This is a genomic window from Ferrimonas kyonanensis DSM 18153 (assembly GCF_000425405.1).
Classification (GTDB): Bacteria; Pseudomonadota; Gammaproteobacteria; order Enterobacterales; family Shewanellaceae; genus Ferrimonas; species Ferrimonas kyonanensis.
In genome coordinates this window covers 388017-407064 of the sequence record NZ_AUDJ01000001.1, presented here as the reverse complement: position 1 = coordinate 407064, position 19048 = coordinate 388017, and the positions used below count along the sequence as shown (strand labels likewise).

24 protein-coding genes are annotated in these 19048 nt (G+C 57.6%); 4 read left to right on the top strand and 20 right to left on the bottom strand.

The genetic code is table 11. The annotated features are described in order from the left end of the window. Positions 1–5 precede the first annotated feature (5 nt). From H598_RS0101955 to zapE, 9 genes are all read right to left on the bottom strand, one after another. Positions 6–254, bottom strand: coding sequence for a hypothetical protein (locus tag H598_RS0101955; RefSeq protein WP_156896897.1), 249 nt, complete (start codon positions 252–254; stop codon positions 6–8). Between the two features lie 75 nt (positions 255–329). After that, positions 330–773: a ClpXP protease specificity-enhancing factor gene (locus H598_RS0101950; RefSeq protein WP_035414947.1), complete on the bottom strand. Its 444-nt coding sequence runs from the start codon at positions 771–773 to the stop codon at positions 330–332. Next, a complete protein-coding gene (gene sspA / locus H598_RS0101945; RefSeq protein ID WP_028111500.1) occupies positions 766–1395 on the bottom strand; it encodes a stringent starvation protein SspA in 630 nt (209 codons plus the stop codon). The genes H598_RS0101950 and sspA overlap by 8 nt, the downstream gene beginning before the upstream one ends. A gap of 95 nt (positions 1396–1490) precedes the next feature. Continuing rightward, the gene (locus H598_RS0101940; protein ID WP_028111499.1) at positions 1491–2186 is read right to left on the bottom strand and encodes a cytochrome c1; all 696 of its coding nucleotides are present in this window, start codon (positions 2184–2186) and stop codon (positions 1491–1493) included. Beyond that, a complete protein-coding gene (locus H598_RS0101935; protein ID WP_371878036.1) occupies positions 2186–3397 on the bottom strand; it encodes a cytochrome b in 1212 nt (403 codons plus the stop codon). The genes H598_RS0101940 and H598_RS0101935 overlap by 1 nt, the downstream gene beginning before the upstream one ends. A gap of 2 nt (positions 3398–3399) precedes the next feature. Further along, positions 3400–3990, bottom strand: a complete 591-nt coding sequence (gene petA, locus H598_RS0101930; RefSeq protein ID WP_028111497.1) for a ubiquinol-cytochrome c reductase iron-sulfur subunit — start codon at positions 3988–3990, stop codon at positions 3400–3402. Positions 3991–4274: 284 nt separating this feature from the next. Next, complete coding sequence (rpsI, locus tag H598_RS0101925) at positions 4275–4667, bottom strand: 30S ribosomal protein S9 (RefSeq protein WP_028111496.1); 393 nt, start codon at positions 4665–4667, stop codon at positions 4275–4277. 16 nt (positions 4668–4683) lie between these two features. Further along, positions 4684–5112, bottom strand: coding sequence for a 50S ribosomal protein L13 (gene rplM / locus H598_RS0101920; protein WP_028111495.1), 429 nt, complete (start codon positions 5110–5112; stop codon positions 4684–4686). Between the two features lie 265 nt (positions 5113–5377). After that, positions 5378–6493: a cell division protein ZapE gene (zapE, locus tag H598_RS0101915; protein WP_028111494.1), complete on the bottom strand. Its 1116-nt coding sequence runs from the start codon at positions 6491–6493 to the stop codon at positions 5378–5380. Between the two features lie 138 nt (positions 6494–6631). On the opposite strand from zapE, the gene H598_RS0101910 reads away from it, so the two are divergent. From H598_RS0101910 to H598_RS0101895, 4 genes are all read left to right on the top strand, one after another. Continuing rightward, entirely contained in the window at positions 6632–7021 is a 390-nt protein-coding gene (locus tag H598_RS0101910) for a Z-ring associated ZapG family protein (RefSeq protein WP_028111493.1), read from the top strand. A gap of 77 nt (positions 7022–7098) precedes the next feature. Next, the gene (locus H598_RS0101905; RefSeq protein WP_028111492.1) at positions 7099–8460 is read left to right on the top strand and encodes a Do family serine endopeptidase; all 1362 of its coding nucleotides are present in this window, start codon (positions 7099–7101) and stop codon (positions 8458–8460) included. A gap of 105 nt (positions 8461–8565) precedes the next feature. Further along, a complete protein-coding gene (degS, locus tag H598_RS0101900) occupies positions 8566–9642 on the top strand; it encodes an outer membrane-stress sensor serine endopeptidase DegS (protein WP_035415081.1) in 1077 nt (358 codons plus the stop codon). A 147-nt stretch (positions 9643–9789) separates the two neighbouring features. After that, on the top strand, positions 9790–10029 hold the full coding sequence (locus H598_RS0101895; protein WP_028111490.1) for a DUF6289 family protein: 240 nt from the start codon (positions 9790–9792) through the stop codon (positions 10027–10029). Between the two features lie 33 nt (positions 10030–10062). Here the strand turns inward: H598_RS0101895 and H598_RS27080 are convergent, their stop codons facing one another. The 11 genes from H598_RS27080 to H598_RS0101840 all read right to left on the bottom strand — a co-directional run bounded on the left by H598_RS27080 (position 10063) and on the right by H598_RS0101840 (position 18947). Continuing rightward, a complete protein-coding gene (locus H598_RS27080) occupies positions 10063–10533 on the bottom strand; it encodes a methylated-DNA--[protein]-cysteine S-methyltransferase (protein WP_028111489.1) in 471 nt (156 codons plus the stop codon). Then, positions 10530–11957: an AlkA N-terminal domain-containing protein gene (locus tag H598_RS0101885; protein WP_028111488.1), complete on the bottom strand. Its 1428-nt coding sequence runs from the start codon at positions 11955–11957 to the stop codon at positions 10530–10532. The genes H598_RS27080 and H598_RS0101885 overlap by 4 nt, the downstream gene beginning before the upstream one ends. Positions 11958–12026: 69 nt before the next feature. Next, the gene (locus H598_RS0101880; protein ID WP_156896896.1) at positions 12027–13295 is read right to left on the bottom strand and encodes a hypothetical protein; all 1269 of its coding nucleotides are present in this window, start codon (positions 13293–13295) and stop codon (positions 12027–12029) included. Positions 13296–13696: 401 nt separating this feature from the next. Continuing rightward, complete coding sequence (locus H598_RS0101875; protein ID WP_028111486.1) at positions 13697–14254, bottom strand: cytochrome b; 558 nt, start codon at positions 14252–14254, stop codon at positions 13697–13699. A gap of 143 nt (positions 14255–14397) precedes the next feature. Then, positions 14398–15657, bottom strand: coding sequence for a UDP-N-acetylglucosamine 1-carboxyvinyltransferase (gene murA / locus H598_RS0101870; protein WP_028111485.1), 1260 nt, complete (start codon positions 15655–15657; stop codon positions 14398–14400). A 15-nt stretch (positions 15658–15672) separates the two neighbouring features. Then, the gene (locus H598_RS0101865) at positions 15673–15924 is read right to left on the bottom strand and encodes a BolA family protein (RefSeq protein ID WP_028111484.1); all 252 of its coding nucleotides are present in this window, start codon (positions 15922–15924) and stop codon (positions 15673–15675) included. Between the two features lie 21 nt (positions 15925–15945). Continuing rightward, positions 15946–16233, bottom strand: coding sequence for an STAS domain-containing protein (locus H598_RS23030; RefSeq protein WP_035414944.1), 288 nt, complete (start codon positions 16231–16233; stop codon positions 15946–15948). Continuing rightward, positions 16230–16865, bottom strand: coding sequence for an MlaC/ttg2D family ABC transporter substrate-binding protein (locus tag H598_RS0101855; protein ID WP_028111483.1), 636 nt, complete (start codon positions 16863–16865; stop codon positions 16230–16232). The genes H598_RS23030 and H598_RS0101855 overlap by 4 nt, the downstream gene beginning before the upstream one ends. 15 nt (positions 16866–16880) lie before the next feature. Further along, positions 16881–17351 carry an outer membrane lipid asymmetry maintenance protein MlaD gene (mlaD, locus tag H598_RS0101850; protein WP_028111482.1) on the bottom strand — a complete coding sequence of 157 codons (471 nt, stop codon included), beginning with the start codon at positions 17349–17351 and terminating at the stop codon, positions 16881–16883. Between the two features lies 1 nt (position 17352). Further along, positions 17353–18132: a lipid asymmetry maintenance ABC transporter permease subunit MlaE gene (gene mlaE / locus H598_RS0101845; RefSeq protein WP_218126887.1), complete on the bottom strand. Its 780-nt coding sequence runs from the start codon at positions 18130–18132 to the stop codon at positions 17353–17355. Beyond that, positions 18132–18947, bottom strand: a complete 816-nt coding sequence (locus H598_RS0101840) for an ATP-binding cassette domain-containing protein (RefSeq protein WP_028111480.1) — start codon at positions 18945–18947, stop codon at positions 18132–18134. Before H598_RS0101840 ends, mlaE begins: the two co-directional genes overlap by 1 nt. Positions 18948–19048: the final 101 nt, after the last annotated feature.

The window sequence follows — 19048 nt, the reverse complement described above, 5'->3', positions numbered from 1 at the left end:
CTTCATTAATTACACTTCAGATTGGAATTAAGGTTGCCGGCTGAGCCACCAATTTTCAGAAGCTTTCTACAATCAATTGTTCTGACGCCAATTTTATCGATGGTCGGAGCAGCAAGCTCGACACCGTCGCAAAATGCAAAAACTTGAGTATCAAAGGCCAAAAACGTGATCGCGATCACATGAGCGATATTGGGGAAATCGCTTTTTTGTAACCAAGACTGGGCAAAGAAGCTCAGGCCCAATGCAGGCTTCATTAAATCCGAACGATTTTCCGCGGACAAAGCAAAAAAAACCGGAGCATAGGCTCCGGCTTTTCAATCATCGAATGCTTACTTGATGACCCTGAGAGTGGGTCGCCCCGGCTCGGGACGACTGTCCTGCGAGTCGACAGCCTCAGGCGCAGTGGTGTCATCCTGCTGCTGCTCCAGTTGCAGCTCATAGCTCGGTTCAGGCGGAAACAGGGTTCCGGCGCCATTTTCCCGGGCATAGATAGCCTCACAGGCATACAGGGGGACCACAATGGCCTGTGGCTGACCGCCAAAACGGGCATTAAAGCGGACGTCGTCATTGCCCATCTGCAGATTGCCCACCGCATGGGGAGCTATGTTCAGCACAATCTGGCCATCCTGCACATACTGAGTCGGTACCCGGACGCCGGGTAACTCGGCATTGACCGCCAGGTGAGGGGTCAGATCATTATCAACCAGCCACTCATACAGCGCCCGCAACAGGTAGGGGCGTTGGGGTGACAGGCTGTGCTCTACCTCAGACACCGATGCGCAGCTCGCGCTCGGCTTCGGTCAGCGATGCCTTAAAGGACTCACGCTCGAAGATGCGGGTCATGTAGGCTTTCACTTCATTGCTGCCACGGCCGGCCACTTCGATGCCCAGCTGAGGCAGGCGCCAGAACAGGGCTGCCAGGTAGCAATCTACCAGGGTGAACTCTTCGCTCATGAAGTAAGGGGTTTCCGCAAATACCGGGCTCAGGCCCAGAATGCTTTCGGTCAGCTGCTTACGAGCCGCATCGGCTTTCTCACCACGCATAATGCGTTCGGCCAATGCATACCAGTCATTCTGGATGCGGTACATCATCAGACGGCTTTGACCACGGGATACCGGATACACAGGCATCAACGGCGGATGAGGGAAACGCTCATCCAGGTACTCCATAATGATACGGGAGTTGTACAGCACCAATTCACGATCGATCAGGGTCGGAACGCTGTTGTATGGGTTGAGCTCTGCTAAGTCTTCCGGTAGCTGGTTTGGATCAACCTGGATTACCTCGACACCGACGCCCTTCTCCGCCAAGACAATGCGTACTTGGTGGCTATAGAGATCACTAGCACCGGAATACAGCGCCATTACAGAGCGTTTATTGGCAGCAACAGCCATCGACATCCTCCAAACTCACTCAGAAACGATAAAACATTTGGGGGCAAGAATGCCCCCAAATGCGCAAGAGGTAGATTGTAACCTGTTATTGGCGATTAGTGTACATCTCGCCAATATTCCTTCTTCAAGAAAAACGCAATCACGAAGAAGAAGGCCAGGAAAGCCAGTACCCATTTACCAATACGTTCACGTTCCAGCTTGACCGGCTCACCGGTATAGGCCAGGAAATTGGTGATATCCAGAACGTACTGATCATACTCTTCGGCATTCATCTGGCCGCCGCTGGCGACGATGGTACCGTCTTCCTGCAACACCGGTGTCCCTTGCAGTCCTTCCAGGACATGGGGCATGCCCACCGCCGGGAACACCAGGTTGTTGACGCCGAAGGGACGGCTTTCATCCACATAGAACGCCTTCAGGTAGGAGTAGATCCAGTCCGGGCTCTTCAGCCGCGCTTCCAGGGTCAGATCCGGCGGCGGCGCACCAAACCAGGTGGCACCATTGTCGGTACTCATGGCCGACTTGATCTGCTCACCAATCTTGGCATCGCTCAGAATCAGGTTTCCGACCTCCTCTTCGGTCATCTCCAGATCATCGGCAATGCGCTGGTAACGCTGGTACTGCAGGCTGTGACAGCCACTGCAGTTATCCATGAATGCCTGAGCACCGCGCTTGAGCGACGCTTTGTCAGTCAGATCAATGTTGGCACTGACCACGTGTTCATTGTTGCCGCCGGCGGCAAACACCAGAGCCGGCAGGCAAGCCATCATTACTGCGATTAACTTTTTCATTAGCCTGTCACCCTTTCTGGAACCGGTTTGCACTTCTCGTTCTTGCTGTACACAAACAGCAGTACGAAGAAGCCGAAGTAACCCAGGGTACAGATGCGTGCCAACAGGGTCAGGGTCGGAGTGGCCGGTACGGCACCCAGGTAACCCAGAACGATGAAGCAGACCACAAACTGTGACAGGTTCACCTTGTGCAGCATGCTGCGGTAGCGGATGGACTTCACCTTACAGCGGTCCAGCCATGGCAGCACAAACAGCACGCCGATGGCCGCGCCCATGCCGACCACACCCAGCAGCTTGTCCGGGATGGCGCGCAAAATGGCGTAGAACGGGGTGAAGTACCACACTGGCGCGATGTGTTCCGGCGTCTTCAGCGGGTTGGCCGCTTCGAAGTTTGGCCGCTCCAGGAAGTAACCCCCGCCCTCTGGCATAAAGAACAGCACATAACAGAAGATGATCAGGAATCCGGCCACTCCCATGATGTCCTTCACGGTGTAGTAGGGGTGGAAGGGAATCGCATCCACTGGCCAGCCGTCCGGGCCCTTGTTCTTCTTCACTTCGATGCCGTCCGGGTTGTTGGACCCCACCTCGTGCAGCGCGATGATGTGCAGGAATACCAGCACCACCAGTACCAGAGGCAAGGCAATCACGTGCAGGGCAAAGAAGCGGTTCAGTGTGGCGCCGGAGACCACGTAGTCGCCTCGAATCCACAGGGTCAGATCGTCACCGATGACCGGAATGGCACCAAACAGGGAGATGATCACCTGAGCCCCCCAGTAGGACATCTGTCCCCAGGGCAGCAGGTAACCCATAAAGGCTTCGGCCATCAGGATCAGGAAGATCAGCATGCCGAAGATCCACAACAGTTCCCGGGGCTTCTGATAGGAGCCGTACATCATGCCGCGGAACATGTGCATGTAGACCACCACGAAAAAGGCGGAGGCCCCGGTGGAGTGCATGTAGCGCAGCAACCAACCGTATTCCACATCCCGCATGATGTATTCCACCGAAGCGAACGCGCCTTCGGCGGTGGGAACGTAGTTCATGGTCAACCAGACACCGGTCAGCAACTGGTTCACCAACACCAGCATTGCCAGAGAACCGAAGTAGTACCAGAAGTTGAAATTCTTAGGAGCAGGGTATTGGCCCACGTGCTTGTTGTACGTGGCCGTCATCGGGATCCGCTCGTCGATCCAATCAATGATCTTTTTCATAATCAGGCCACTCCCTTCTCAACGCCGATCAAAATGGTCTTTTCATCAACATAGAAGTGCGGCGGAATCACCAGGTTCAGCGGTGCAGGCACCCCCTGGAAAACCCGGCCGGCCATATCAAACTTTGAACCGTGGCAAGGGCAGAAGAAGCCGGATGGCACCCCTTCGACCTGCTGGCCAAAGGTATCGGGCTGATAGGTCGGTGAGCACCCTAGGTGGGTACACAGGCCAACGGCAACAAAATATTCGTCCTTGATGGAACGGAAGGCATTCTGAGCGTAAGGAGGTTGTTGAGGCTCGACGGAGTCCGGATCACGCAGCTGATCGTCCAGCTTGGTTAATCCATCCAGCACCGCTTCGGTGCGACGTACGATCCACACTGGCTTACCGCGCCACTCAACGCGCAGCAGCTGTCCAGGTTCCACTTTACTGATATTGACTTCTACTGGAGCGCCGGCGGCTTTTGCCTTGGCACTCGGGTTCCATGATTTAATGAATGGAACCGCAACAGCAGCGGCGCCGACACTGCCCACTACGGCTGTAGCAGCGGTCAGGAATCTGCGACGTCCATTATCGACAGGCGCATTGCTCATCCACTTTTCTCCCATTGGGGTCTGCTTTTATTTTTTAATGACCCGAGCAGTTGTTACCCAAATTGTGGATTCAGGTAGCGCTGAAGCTCGGTCGCGCGCCCATTATATAGAAAAATTAGAGATAGATCATACTTTCCGTGGGGATATTGTGCTGAATAACAATAATTTGAAAACATGAGTTGGCGATAAGTTTACAAAACAGTGGATTGCGCTTTGATTTTAGACAGACATAAAAAAACCCGCTGACATGCAGCGGGTTTTCCAGTCCTTGTGCTCGCGGCGAATTAACGCTTGGAGAACTGTGGACGACGACGTGCTTTACGCAGACCGACTTTCTTACGCTCAACCTCACGGGCGTCACGAGTAACGAAGCCAGCTTTACGCAGTGCAGGACGCAGAGTCTCATCGTACTCCATCAGAGCACGAGTGATGCCGTGACGGATTGCACCGGCTTGACCAGTGATACCACCACCCTGAACAGTTACGTAGATGTCCAGTTTCTCCAGCATTTCAACCAGCTCAAGAGGTTGACGAACAACCATACGAGCAGTTTCACGACCGAAGTAAACGTCCAGAGTACGCTTGTTTACAGTGATGTTGCCACTACCAGCTTTAATGAATACACGAGCGGTAGAGCTCTTGCGGCGGCCAGTGCCGTAGTATTGAGTTTGTGCCATTGCCAAAATCTCCGTATTAGATGTCTAGTACTTGAGGCTGTTGAGCTGCGTGAGCATGCTCGTTACCTGCGTACACTTTCAGCTTACGGAACATGGCACGACCCAGAGGGCCTTTCGGCAGCATGCCCTTAACCGCTTTTTCAATGATCATTTCAGGCTTACGAGCCTGCAGATCGCTGAAGTTGATCTCTTTGATACCGCCAGGGTAACCAGAGTGGCTGTAGTACATCTTGTTCTGAGCCTTGTTACCGGTAACGGTAACTTTCTCAGCGTTGATGATTACGATGTAGTCACCGGTATCAACGTGAGGAGTGTATTCTGGCTTATGCTTGCCGCGCAGGCGACGAGCAACTTCAGTGGCCAGACGACCCAGAGTTTTGCCATCGGCATCGATGACGAACCAGTCGCGCTTTACGCTTTCTGGTTTTGCAGTAAAGGTTTTCATCAGACTAATAACCCAAATTAGCTGTTACACATCAGCGCACTGTCGGGGCCGACAATACGCCCTATGTTGGTTTCTTCCGTGCCCCTTCGAACACATCGGAACCGAGTGCCGGTTGATAAATCAACCATTCGTAACGTGGGCAGGGCGCGAATTATAGAGTAAGGCGCCGTAAAAATCACCCGTTTTTTACAGCCAATCCGCCAATGGGCGAGTTTTGCCAGAATCGACAGCGGCCGACCGCGGTCCTGGCAGCATAAAAAACGCATTAAGGCAGGTGGGGGCGAGCCAGGTAGTCGTGGCTCTGCATCTCCTGCAGCCGACTCAGGCAGCGACGAAACTCAAACTCCAGCCCGCCGCCCTGATACAACTGCGGCAACGGCACTTCGCAGGAGATGATCAACTTCACCCCGCGTTCATAGAACTCATCCACCAGCGCCAGGAAGCGCCGGGCGATGTCGTCACCGGTCAGCTGGGCCCCCATGGCCTGAACGCCACTGAGCAGCACCGAGTGGTAACAGCGGGCCAGCTCCATGTAATCCAACTGGCTGCGGGGACCGTCGCACAGCGCCATAAAATCCACCAGTAACACCCCATCCGCCTGTCGACGCACCGGGATTAACCGCCCCTCGACCTCGATGTCGCCGCCGAAATGGCCGGCCTCCGGAGCCAACTGCTCGAAGTAGCGGTGCAGGTTATCGTCCGCCTGCTGATCCAGCGGAGAGTGAAAAATCTCCGCCTGTTCCAGTGCCCGCAGCCGGTAATCGATGCCATGATCCACATTGACTACCTGACAATGTTGTTCAATCAGGTCGATGGCTGGCAGGAAACGGGCTCGCTGCAACCCGTTCCGGTACAGCTCCCGTGGCGGAATGTTGGAGGTGGCCACCAACACCACCCCGCGGGCAAACAGGGCTTTCATCAACCCTGCCAGCAACATGGCATCGGTGATGTCTGAAACAAAAAACTCATCGAAACAGATCACCTCGGCCTCGTCAGCCAGGGTCTGGGCCACTCGCTCCAACGGGTTGGGCTGGTCCTTGAGCTGATTCAGCTCCTGATGGACCCGGTGCATGAAGCGGTGAAAGTGGATGCGCATTTTGCGCTGCAGCGGCAACACCTCAAAAAACGTATCCACCAGGTAGGTCTTACCCCGGCCGACGCCCCCCCAGAAATAGAGGCCCCGAACCGTGGGTGACGGCGACGTTTTACCGAGCCAGCCACCCAACTTCCCTAGTAAGCCCGGTTCGAACTGATCTCGGGCCAGAAGGGCATCGTACAACTGTTGCAGTTGTTCGACGGCGTGGCGTTGAGCCGGGTCGGGGTGAAAATCCGGGCGGGAGAGATCCGCCTGATAACGTTGTAAGGGGGTCGCCTGTGGCACTTCCATGGCCCTCGTCACTGGTCTTAGCTTTGAGTGGTCATAGTACCATGGCAGCCCAAGCCGATGTATAGTTGGTCTATAACAAGTAGATAGTGCTAATTTTTTTGGCCTTAATTTACGGGTCGGTTTGGAGTAGATATGAATGAAGTTTGGATAGTACTGGCCCTGATTGTGGGATTTGGCCTCGGCTACGCCGTTCGCTGGCGCACCTCAGGTACCCCCGCCGATGCCCACAGCGTCAGGCAAAAGCTGGAAAAAGCCCGTTTCGAACTGGATCAGCAACGACAGGAGATGGCGGACTACTTTGAGCAGTCTCACGCAACCCTGCTGCAGTTGAGCCAGGATGTGGACAAGGCCAACCGGCTGTGGAACGAATCGGCCTCGCACCTGTTTGAGGAGCAACTCAGCACCGCCAAGTTGCCGCTGCATCAACCGGAGCCAGAGCCACTGACCACCGAAGATCAGCAGCCTAACGATTACGTTCACGGCTCCCACGGCATCATCAGCCCGAGAAAAAAAGTCAGCTGACCAGGGGAACTAAAGCGGCAGCGAGGGGGTCGATAAGCAAGTAGAAAAATTTGCTGAATTACGGAGAATTTCTATAGATGAATAAGTCTGTTACCGTTCTGACCGCCGCGATTTTCGCTGCCGGAGTCTCTCTGTTTCCCGCCACCAGCCACGCCGCTTTGCCTCTGGTGGTTGAGGGACAGCAATTGCCGAGCCTGGCACCAATGATCGAGCAGGTGGGCCCTGCCGTCGTGTCGGTGTCGGTATCCGGCACCCAGGTGTCCCGCCAGGAGATTCCTGAGCCGTTTCGTTACTTTTTCGGCCCCAATGCGCCTCGGGAGCGAGTCCAGGAGCGCCCATTCCGCGGCCTGGGTTCCGGGGTCATCATCGACGCCGATGAAGGCTACATCGTCACCAACCACCACGTCATCGACGGCGCCGATAAGATTCTCATCAGCCTCAGCGACGGCCGCGAATTTGAAGCCGAGCTGATCGGTTCCGATCAGAGCAGCGATGTGGCCCTGCTGAAAGTGGAGGCCGACGACCTGACCGAGGTGAAACTGGCCAAATCCGACGGCCTGCGGGTCGGCGACTTTGCCGTCGCCATCGGTAACCCCTTCGGCCTGGGACAGACCGTCACCTCCGGTATCGTCAGCGCCCTGGGCCGCAGCGGCCTGAACATCGAGAGCCTGGAAAACTTCATCCAGACCGACGCCGCCATTAACAGCGGTAATTCCGGTGGCGCCCTGGTGAACCTGCACGGTGAACTGATCGGCATCAACACCGCCATTCTGGCTCCGAGCGGCGGCAACGTCGGCATCGGCTTTGCCATTCCGTCGGACATGGTTCGCGGCCTGACTCAGCAGATCATCGAATTCGGTGAAGTGCGCCGCGGTGTGCTCGGAGTGCTGGGCCGGGAGCTGGACAACGAAACCGCCAAACTGTTTGGCCTCGAGTCTCAGCATGGCGCCTTCGTCAGCCAGGTGGTCCCAGACTCCGCCGCCGCCAAGGCGGGCCTGAAGGCCGGTGACATCATCATCAGCGTCAATGGCCGTAAGATTCGCACCTTCTCCGAATTGCGCGCCAAAGTCGCGACCATGGGCGCCGGCAGCAAAGTGAAGCTGGGCATCATTCGCGACGGCGATGAAGAGACCGTCAAGGTGACCCTGAGCGAAGCGGAAGGTGAGAACGTCAAAGCCAGCGTGGTTCACCCGGCCCTGGAAGGCGCCAAGCTGTCCACCTACAACCAGGACGGCATCGAAGGCGTCGCCATTACCGAGCTGGAAGAGCGCTCTGCCGCTGCCCGCCAGGGGCTGCGTAAAGGCGACATCATCCTCGGCGTTAACCGCGAGCGAGTGCAGAGCCTGAAAGAGCTGCGTAGCCTGCTGGAGGATTACGAAGGCGCACTGGCGCTGAACATCCGTCGTGATGACAGCAACATGTACCTGATAATCCGATAACCCCTATGCCCGCCATGAGCCGCTGCCTTTCCGGTAGCGGCTCATTTTTTTGTGTTCCTTCGATGTGATACCCTCGTGCTTTCATTCATCAATATTATTAAGACCATGGCAAAGTTCCTGCTCTACGTTGCGAAACCGATTCTGGCCGGGCTGGTGCTGGCCATCGCCATCGTGCTGTTGAGCCCCAGCCTCAGGCAGCAACTGCCGGATCTCAGCTGGCCCAGCAGCCAGGTCAATCGCACCAGTTTTGCCCAGGCGGTCAAACGCGCCTCCCCTGCGGTAGTGAACATCTACTCCCGCACCCAGAATGCGGCCTTCCCGAATCAGTCCACCGACGCCGGCCTGGGCTCGGGCATCATCATGCGGGAAGACGGCTACGTGCTGACCAACTATCACGTGGTTAGCGGTGCCGACCTGATCTACGTGGCCCTGCAGGATGGTCGCTGGGGTTCGGCGGTGATGATTGGCGCCGATCCCTGGACCGATCTGGCGGTGCTGTACATCGATACCGAAGGACAATCTCTGCCCACCATCCCCTACGATCTCAAGCGTCAACCGGAGATCGGCGATGCGGTGCTGTCCATCGGCAACCCCTACAACCTGGGGCAAACCATTACCCAGGGGATCATCAGCGCCACCGGTCGATATGGCCTCAGTTCCGGCTATCAGGATTTCATCCAGACCGATGCCGCCATTAACCAAGGCAACTCCGGCGGCGCCCTGGTGGATGCGGACGGCTACCTGGTGGGGGTCAACACCGCCAACTACAATGTCGGCGGTGAAAGTGGCGTCGGCATCAACTTTGCCATTCCGCTGCCACTGGCCCATCACGTCATGGAAAAGCTGATTAAAGATGGTCGAGTGATTCGCGGCCACCTCGGCGTCAGTGCCGCACCGCTGGATGCCACCCGGGCACGATTAATGGGCATCGCCAATACCGACGGCGTGTTGCTGACCAACGTCGATCGCAACAGCCCGGCCGCCCGAGCCCGGCTGGCGGCCGGCGACGTCATCACCGAACTCAACGGCCAAAAAATCGAAGGGGTCAACGCCATGATGGATGCCATCGCCGAGACGCCACCGGGTACCGAGGTCAACCTGACCCTGATTCGCAAAGGCAAGACGCTTCGGCTGCCGGTCACCATCGGCGAAATGCCGCCCTATCAGGCGCCGACCCGCTAAACCAACACAAAATAAAAAACGGCTCCCATGGGAGCCGTTTTTTTATGCCCTGAACAAAAGCATTTACAAGTGAATTTATATTTCCTAAGTTAATGAATGTCGGGCAAAAAGGAGTTGCCCCTTCATCAACAACAAGGACGAAATCACATGACTCACACTCTCAGAAAACCGCTGCTGGCCCTGACCACCATTGCCGCATTGGGCCTCACCGGCTACGCCGTGGCCGGCAACTACATTCTCGAATACGTGTACTACTCGGACGCCAGTCACACCACCATCGTCGGTGAGTCGGTCACCCGTTGCGACAACAGCACCTACGTTACCGGCACCATCACCCCCTATAAGCGTTTGGTTGGCCACGAGCCCTGCGCCTTCTCCCGGCGTTGATGCACATCGGGGGAGTCCTGACTCCCCCAACCCTCACTTGCCACACTCGTGGTCAAGCAACGCCAGCTTAAGTTCCACCCCGCCGGCATAACCGGTCAGGCTACCGTCTTTGCCGATCACCCGGTGACAAGGCACCACCACCGCCACCGGATTGCGACCATTTGCCGCCCCCACGGCCCGCACCGATTTCGGCCGGCCGATGCGCTCGGCAATGTCCGAGTAGGCGCACGTCTCGCCATACGGAATGGTCATCAATGCCTGCCACACCTGCTGCTGAAATGCCGTCCCGCGCATATCCAGAGGCAGATCAAACTGGTGTCGACGTCCTTGGGCGTACTCCTCAAACTGAGTCCGTACCGATTGCAACGCCTGAGGGCAACGCTGCCAGTGCGTTTCGATGGTCAGCGGCTGGGCGCCCTGCTGAAACCCCAACGCCACCAAGCCTTGATCCGACACTACCGCCAGTACCTCTCCCCAAGGCGACGCCCACTGATCATACTTCATGTTGATTCTCCTAAAGATTGCCACAATGCCATCACCGCGTAGGCACGCCAGGGCCGCCACGATTCCGCCAACTCCCGGGTCTGTGTCGGGCTGCCTTTCTCTAACTTCAGGGCATGATACAAACCCAGATCCGAAGCGGGAAAACCATCGCTCTCCTGCAACCCGCGCATGCACACGTACTGCGCCGTCCAGTCCCCCACCCCGGTCAGAGTCTGCAGTCGCTGCAGCCGTGACGCCAGCGAGCCGTGGCCAGCCTCAAAGCCATCGGCGTAGGCGCGGGCAATGCCCTGCAACCATCGAGCCCGGGTGGCCGTCAGCCCCAGACCGCTGAGATCGGCGCTGGCCAACCGTGCCGGTGTCGGAAACGTCCGTGATAAGCCCGACGCCTGCGGGAACGGCTCACCGAAGCGATCGCACAAACGGCTCAGTATCGTTCTCGCGCCTTTGACACTGATCTGTTGACCGACAATGGCCCGAACCACCGCCTCAAACTCACTCCAGATCCCCGGCAACCTCAGTCCGGGATGGCGACGCCAGATCGGCCCAAGCTGCGCGTCTTCGGCGAAGGCCTGCCACAGCGCCTGCGGATCGGTATCCAGATCAAACACCTCCCTGACACGCTGCACCACCGCCTGCAGACAATGGGGGGCGTCACAATGAATGGTCAGATTCAATCGGCACAGCTCGAGATCCGGCGACAACTCGAACCACCCTCGCTGCTGCCCAAGTTGAAAGGCGCGGCTGTAACAGTCAGCCTCAATCCGCTCCACCCCGGGCAACGCCCGGGTTTGCAAGAACGCCAGCAGGGTCGACCAATCAAACGGCGGCCGGAATCGCAGTTGCACCCGACAACCGGGGCCACCGGCATCAGTACGACGGCGAATGTCGGACGGGGTCAGGGAAAACTGGCGCTGAAACGCGTCATTGAAACGGCGACGGGACTGAAACCCGCACGCCTGAGCCACCGCCAATATTGGCAACTCGCTCTCTGACAGCAACTGTTTGGCAAACAACAGCCGATGGTTCAGGGCATAAGCCAGCGGCGACACCCCGAGGTGTTGTTCAAACAAGCGTCGCAGGTGACGATCGCTGACGCCGAGACGCTCGGCGAACGCCGCCAGCGCCGGTATCGGTTCGCCGGCATGAATCAGCGACAACGCTCGCGTGACCGTGGTTGCGGTTCCCCGCCACGCCGGACTGAACGGCGCACTCTCGGGGCGACAGCGCAGACACGGACGGTAGCCGGCTTTAGCCGCTGCGGCCGCATTGGCAAAGTACTCGACGTTGTCGGATTTCGGCGCCGGCGCCGGACACACCGGCCGGCAATAGATGCCGGTGGTTTTGACGGCAGTAAAGAAACGGCCGTCAAAGCGGTGGTCTCGGGCCAGGCGTGCCCGTTCACATTGGGAATGAGTCAGTGTCATGGGGCCACTGTATCACAGCCCCAGCCACCAATGAGCCGGATCCGGACATCAATGCCCCCGACTTCGAATTCAACCCCGAGCGTACTGAATGGCCGTTTTGTACTGGCTCAGGTCGGCATCATTGGCAAGCTCTGTTACCCAGGTTGCAATGTCCCGACCGAACTGGTCGAGGGTGATCGCTTGCCCTTTGTGGTTAGTAAACCCGGCGTGGTCAAAGGCCACCGCGATGTCGTCGTAGACAGAAATGGTCTTGATGAACGTCAACAACGCCTGGTGTTTCGCCCTGGCTTCAGCCGCCGTTTTCGCCACCAGCAAGTAGTTCACCAATGATCCTCGAGTGTTGTAGTTGTCCTGTGTCAGCAGGAATTGGCCACCACTTTGAGCAAGTTCAGCCAGCTTTTCCCAAGTCCAGGTTTGTTGCTCGGCAAACGCCACCGGGATGCCCTCTTCAAACAAGCGGGTTTCCATACGGCCATAGAACGTTACTCCAGACCCACTCATGTACTGATCGATCACAAAGTGGGTCAGCTCATGATTGAATACCTTGGCGTCAAACTCAGGAAAGCTGCTGAGGTTGTTCGGCAACACCATGCGCCCGGACAGGTAGCCTCCTTTGTTGTTGTCGCCTTTGTACGCCACCCCTTGTACTGCCAGTTTTGTCCCGTTCCCCGGGCCAAACTGCGCCACCAGCAAATCAAAGCTGAAGCTATTGATGCTGCGATCAAGCTGGCACAGCATCTGCGCCGATGGCACCGACGCACACAGCGCATCGAAGTAGTCGCCAGAGTGCTGATACTGCTGAGCAGCGGCGCGCACCACCTTGTCCAGCACCGGTTGCCAGTCCGGCTGTGATTGCAATCCATCCACATAACGCGTGGCCTGGCAATACGTGCTGCTAAGCGGGCCGGTACCGGAATCCGTGCAGCGGTCATCCGTGGCCGCCGCAGCGCTCAGCAGCTCGGCATCGATAATGCCCGGCTGCGATGCCTGCAGTCGCTGCAGATCAAACGCGATCAACTCGATGGCCTCAGAGACCGCAGCGCCGTCGGAAAACGCGGCCACCGCCATCAGCGCCTCGGAATCCTGCAATCCCCACAGCCCGGCCTGAATATCGACATAGTATTGCAGCGCCGACATGGTGGTCGCCATGTCATCCAAACCGGTGCTGTCCGTCTCTTCCGGCACGCTGTAGGCCACATCCTTATAACCGTAATACTCGCACTGCCCGGGTGCCGCCGGGTAAGGGCAGAACCGGTCCTGTTGCTGATCGATGTGCTGAATCTCAGCGCCGAGATCCGCATAGCGGCGTGGGGTCACATACTCGGGTGTGTATGGCATCAGCTCAGACGCGCCCGGAGTACCGCCCTCATTGCCACCGCCCTCATCCGGCCCGGTTGGCGTGGAAGAACCTGAGCCTGAGCCTCCGCAGGCAGTCAGCATCAGGGCGATCAAAACAGGGCAGAGCTTGCGATCAAACAACAAAGTGTACTCCGGTGAGTCAGGGAATTTTCAAGCGGCGGATTCTACCGACAGCCCTTCCCAGGCTCATTGACCATAATCAAAATATAAATCAATAACATAGCTAAGAAGCAGAGCTTAATTTGGCAGAACGTCGCCTAAGACGGAGAAAATAGGGCTTCGCCCCCCCTTCGTAGAAACTAAAAACCCCGCCATGGAGGCGGGGTGAGAAGGCTTGGCTAACCCGCAGCGCCGGTGCCACTGTCATCGAAACTGAGCGGTTACACCCGCCGGCCCAGCATTCTCGACAGGGTGCCATCGCCATCCATTAACTGGTGTTTGAGTGCACCGGCCACGTGCAGCACGATGGCGGCGATCATCAGGTTGCCTCCCAGCTCATGCAGTTCGTGCCCCAGACCGGCCAGGGATTCACTCAATGGCAACACCGCTTGCGGGTTGGCCGGATCCGGATTGGCCGCCAGCAACTGCCAGCCAAAGATCTCCAGACCATGACCGCCGCCGCCGGACATCATCATGCCGGAAACCGGCATCAACACGGTACCGATGATCAACGTCCAATGTACCGCCGTTGCCAGCAACCGCTGCGGGCGACTCTCCTTCGACAACGGCTGCGGCCAGCCCTGGCGACTGCGCCAGCCGATGCGGGCCAGGGCCACCACCACAATCAGCATACCAATGGATTTATGGATGGGATACAGGGCGTAGGCCTCGTTCTCCTCCATGTAGATGCCCACCGCCAGCAACGCCATTAACGTCAGGCCCACGATCCAGTGCAGCGCCACGGTCAACGGCGCCAGTTGCTGTTTTGAGTCCTTCATAACACACTCCTTGTTGGTCTCTGCCCCTATGCTAATTGGCCCGGTCAAGGATGTAAAAATGAAATACCTCAGCCCTTGTAACGGAAGATGTCAGACACAAAAACGCCGGCACTAAGGCCGGCGTTGAACGAGGCGAGACGGCGCTACTTCAAGCGCACCACGTCGGCGCCGAGCCCGGCCATCTTGTCTTCGATGTGCTCGTAGCCACGGTCCAGGTGGTAGATGCGATCGACGATGGTGGTGCCCTCAGCCACCAGCCCGGCAATCACCAGACAGGCCGACGCCCGCAGATCGGTGGCCATCACCTGTGCGCCGGTCAGCTTGGCTTCCCCTTTGATCAGGCAGGTATTGCCTTCCAGATCGACATCGGCGCCCATCCGCTGCAACTCAGGGATGTGCATAAACCGGTTTTCGAAAATGGTTTCCGTTACCTTGCTGACCCCTTGTGCCACCACATTGAGGGCACAGAACTGGGCTTGCATATCGGTGGGGAACGCCGGATGAGGCGCGGTTTTAATGTCCACAGCCTGAGGCGGTTTACCGCCCATATCCAGGGCAATCCAGTCGCTGCCGCGCTCAATCTGAGCGCCCGCTTCCTGCAGCTTGAGCAGCACCGCATCCATGGTCTCCGGCGCCGCTTTACGGCAGACAATGCGGCCACCGGTCGCCGCTGCCGCCACCAGATAAGTACCGGTTTCAATGCGGTCCGGCATCACCTCGTAGTGAATGCCAGACAAGCGTTCGACCCCTTCAATCACCAGGGTATCGGTTCCGGCGCCTTTAATGTCGGCCCCCATGGCATTCAGGCAGTTGGCCAGATCCACCACTTCCGGTTCCCGGGCGGCGTTTTCAATCACCGTGGTGCCGTCGGCCAGCGCCGCCGCCATCATCAGGTTCTCAGTGCCGGTCACCGACACCATGTCCATCAGGATGGTGGCGCCTTTGAGACGACCGTCGATGCGAGCCTTGATGTAGCCTTCGTCAACGGTGACCTCGGCCCCCATCAACTGCAAGCCATGAATGTGCAGGTTCACCGGCCGGGCGCCAATGGCACAGCCACCGGGCAGAGACACATCGGCGCGGCCATATTTCGCCAGCAGCGGCCCCAGAATCATGATCGAGGCACGCATGGTCTTCACCAGGTCATAGGGCGCCACATACTGATCGATGCTTTGAGGGCGAATGGCCACCACGCCCTGAGACAGGTCACTGACGTCGGCACCCAATTGGCGCAGCAACTGACAACTGGTGTTGACGTCACGCAGCGCCGGTACGTTGCCGATACGCATCTCATCGTCGGCCAGCACTGAGGCCATCAAAATCGGCAGGGCCGCATTTTTTGCACCAGAGATGGTGACTTCGCCGGCTAAGGGGCCGGCTGCCCGAATTTGCAATTTATCCACGCTATATCAGCCAGCTCACAGGTTAAACATTTTTTCACGCTGCCATTCCGCTGGCGTAAATGCTTTGATGGTCAAAGCATGCAAGGTTCCATCAGTGATCTTTTCCATCAGTGGGGCGTAAACAGCCTGCTGGCGTTTTACTCGGCTCATGCCATCAAAACAGGCCCCGACCACCACCACTTTGTAGTGAGTGCCTTCGGCAGTGACGATCACATCGTCCAGGTCCATGGCCTGGCGCAGCATCTCGGCGACTTCAGTGTTCTGCATTACGCTTTCCCTCGAGCTTCGCTATGCGATAGCTAAAAAATCAATATCATACAGGTCCAACAGGGCTCGTACGCCTGCCGGCACCCCAACCCATGTCAACGACTGTCCCCGGCTTTGCGCCAGGCCGACCCACTCCAGCAACAACGCCACACCGGCACTGTCACACCGGGTCAGCCCAGACAGATCGATCTCGGCAATGGTGTCCGTCAGGGGAGACGGTGTTGGTCCGCAAAAGTGGCTGACCGTATCCAGAGTCAGCTGGCCTTCCAGGCACAATCGGCGGTCGGCGACACGAGCGCTAACGGTCATTGGCTCTGTCCTGTGGTCGCCACAATACCTTGTCGATTGCGCTCCGCCAACTGTTGCGTGACAGAATCGATCCCCTGTTGACGGATAAGGCCACCAAGCTCCGCCTGCTGGGAAGCCAACAAGCTGATGCCTTCTGCAACCAGATCAAAGACCTTCCAGTTGCCCTTCTTGTTTTTACGGGCCTTGAACTGCAGATCCACCGGTTCCCGCTGCTTTTCGATCAGTTTCACATCGATGGCCACAATCTTGGCTTCGCCATAGGGCTTCTCCGGTGCAAACTCCAGCGTCTGGTCGGTGTATTTATCAAAGGCACTGGCAAACGTCGCCAACATGTACTCTTTAAATTCAGCGGTGAACTTGTCCCGCTGATCGCGAGTGGTCTTGCGGGCATGCACCCCCATCACCTTGTAAGCGGCGTACTTGTAATCGATGTAGGGCAGCAGCTCTTCATCGATCAACTGGCGCACCTTGGCCGGATCGCTGTCCAGCTCGCTGCGCTCCTGGCTCAGGCGGGTAAACGCATGATCCGCCACCTGCTTCATCATCTCGTAGGGGTTGGTGTAGTCCTTGGCCTGAGCCGACCCCATCCCCATTACCAGCACCAGAGCCAATTGCAAAATTCGCTGCATCATAGTCTGTCCTCCCGATTAACCTTTGTTGCCGCTGCTGTACAGGAACTGGCCAATGAGTTCCTCCAGCACCATGGCACTGCGGGTGTCTTCCAGGCGGTCGCCATCGGCCAACAGCTCAGATTCGTCGTCCATAAACCCCGGAGTCAGGCCGATGTACTGTTCGCCCAACAGGCCAGAGGTCAGAATCGAGGCGCTGCTGGTATCGGTAAACTGATCAAAGCGACTCTCAATGGCCAGGGTCACAACCGGGACCAGCAATTCGGGATCCAGATCGATTTGGGCCACCCGCCCTACCACTACACCACCGACCTTCACCGGCGAGCGCTCTTTGAGGCTGCCGATGTTGTCGAACTGAGCGGTCAGCATATACACGTTGGTGTGGGCGCGGGGATCGATGTCCGCCACCTTAAAGACCAACACCAGAAACGCGATGATGCCGGCCAGCAAAAAGCCACCCACCGCCAATTCAATTTTTCTATTCGTCATGCTAGTTTCCAAACATCAATGCGGTCAGCAAAAAATCCAATCCCAGAACAGCCAGGGAGGCGTGCACTACGGTATCTGTGGTGGCCCGGCCCAAGCCTTCGGCGGTGGGCAAAGCATTGTAGCCTTTGTAGGTGGCGATCCAGGTCACGACGGTGGCAAAGGCCACCGATTTAATCAGGCAGTTGACGATGTCCTGACGCCACTCCACCTGAGCCTGCAGAATCGACCAGAAGGCACCGTCATCGATGCCTTTCCACTCGACGCCAACCAAATGGCCGCCCCATACGCCGACAGCCACAAACATCAGCGTCAGCAATGGCAACGAAATAACACCGGCCCAGAACCTGGGCGCAATCACCCGCCGCAGTGGGTCCACCGCCATCATCTCCAGGCTGGCCAACTGCTCGGTGGCCTTCATCAGCCCAATCTCCGCCGTCAGCGCCGAACCGGCACGGCCGGCAAACAACAGCGCCGCCACCACGGGTCCCAGCTCACGCAGCAGCGACAGCGCCACCATCGGGCCCAGACTCTCTTCGGTACCGAAGTCCACCAGAATAGTGTAACCCTGCAGGCCGAGTACCATACCGATAAACAGCCCGGACACCAGGATAATCAGCATCGACAGGACTCCGACGCTGTAGATTTGACGGGCCAACAGCGGCCACATTTTGCGGGGTTCGGGCTTGTGCACCAGGGCCCCCACCAGCATCAGGGTGGCCCGGCCCATAGAGCTCAAGGTCTCCAGGCCCGTGCGCCCCAGTCGCTGAATCATCTGAACCATCATGAGTTGAGTAACTCCTGTTGATACGCCGGTGCCGGGTAATGGAATGCCACCGGTCCGTCGGCCTGGCCACGGAGAAACTGCTGCAATTGCGGCGACTCTGCCTGTCTCAGGCTGTCGCCATCGCCAGCACCAATCACCTGGCCATCGGCAATGACGTAGGCGTAATCGGCGATGGACAGCACCTCCTGCACGTCGTGGCTCACCACCACCGAGGTCAGTGACAGCGCCTCACTCATCTCTTTGATCAGCTTCACCAGCACCGCCATCGAGATTGGGTCCTGGCCGGCAAACGGCTCATCGTACATCACCAGTTCCGGCTCCAGGGCGATGGCCCGCGCCAAGGCCGCCCGACGCTGCATGCCACCGGACAGCTCCGACGGCATCAGGGCAGCCGCGCCCCTCAGCCCCACGGCTTCCAGCTTCATCAGCACCAGTTTGCGAATCAGAGAGTCATTGAGATCGGTGTGCTCTCGCAAAGGAAAGGCCACATTGTCGAACACCGACATGTCGGTGAACAGTGCCCCGGACTGGAACAGCATGCTCATGCGGCGACGCAAGCCAAACAGATCGCTGCGGCTTTGCCGGTGCAGGTCCTGGCCATCAAACAACACTCGCCCCGAATCCGGCAGCAACTGGCCGCCAATCAACTTCAGCAGCGTGGTCTTGCCGATGCCACTGGGGCCCATAATGGCCGTCACCTTGCCCCTGGGGATCACCAGATCCAGGCCCTTAAATATCTGTCTGGTCCCGCGGCTGAATGTCAGCCCCTGGACTTCAATCAGGTTGTCTGGGTTTTCCACTAAGAAATTCATTCCCTTACACGGGTCTTTTTGACCGGAATATGGCAGATTATCAATATTCGGAAAGGAATATAACTAATCGGGCCGAAATTCCGTTGTAAAATGACGTAAAT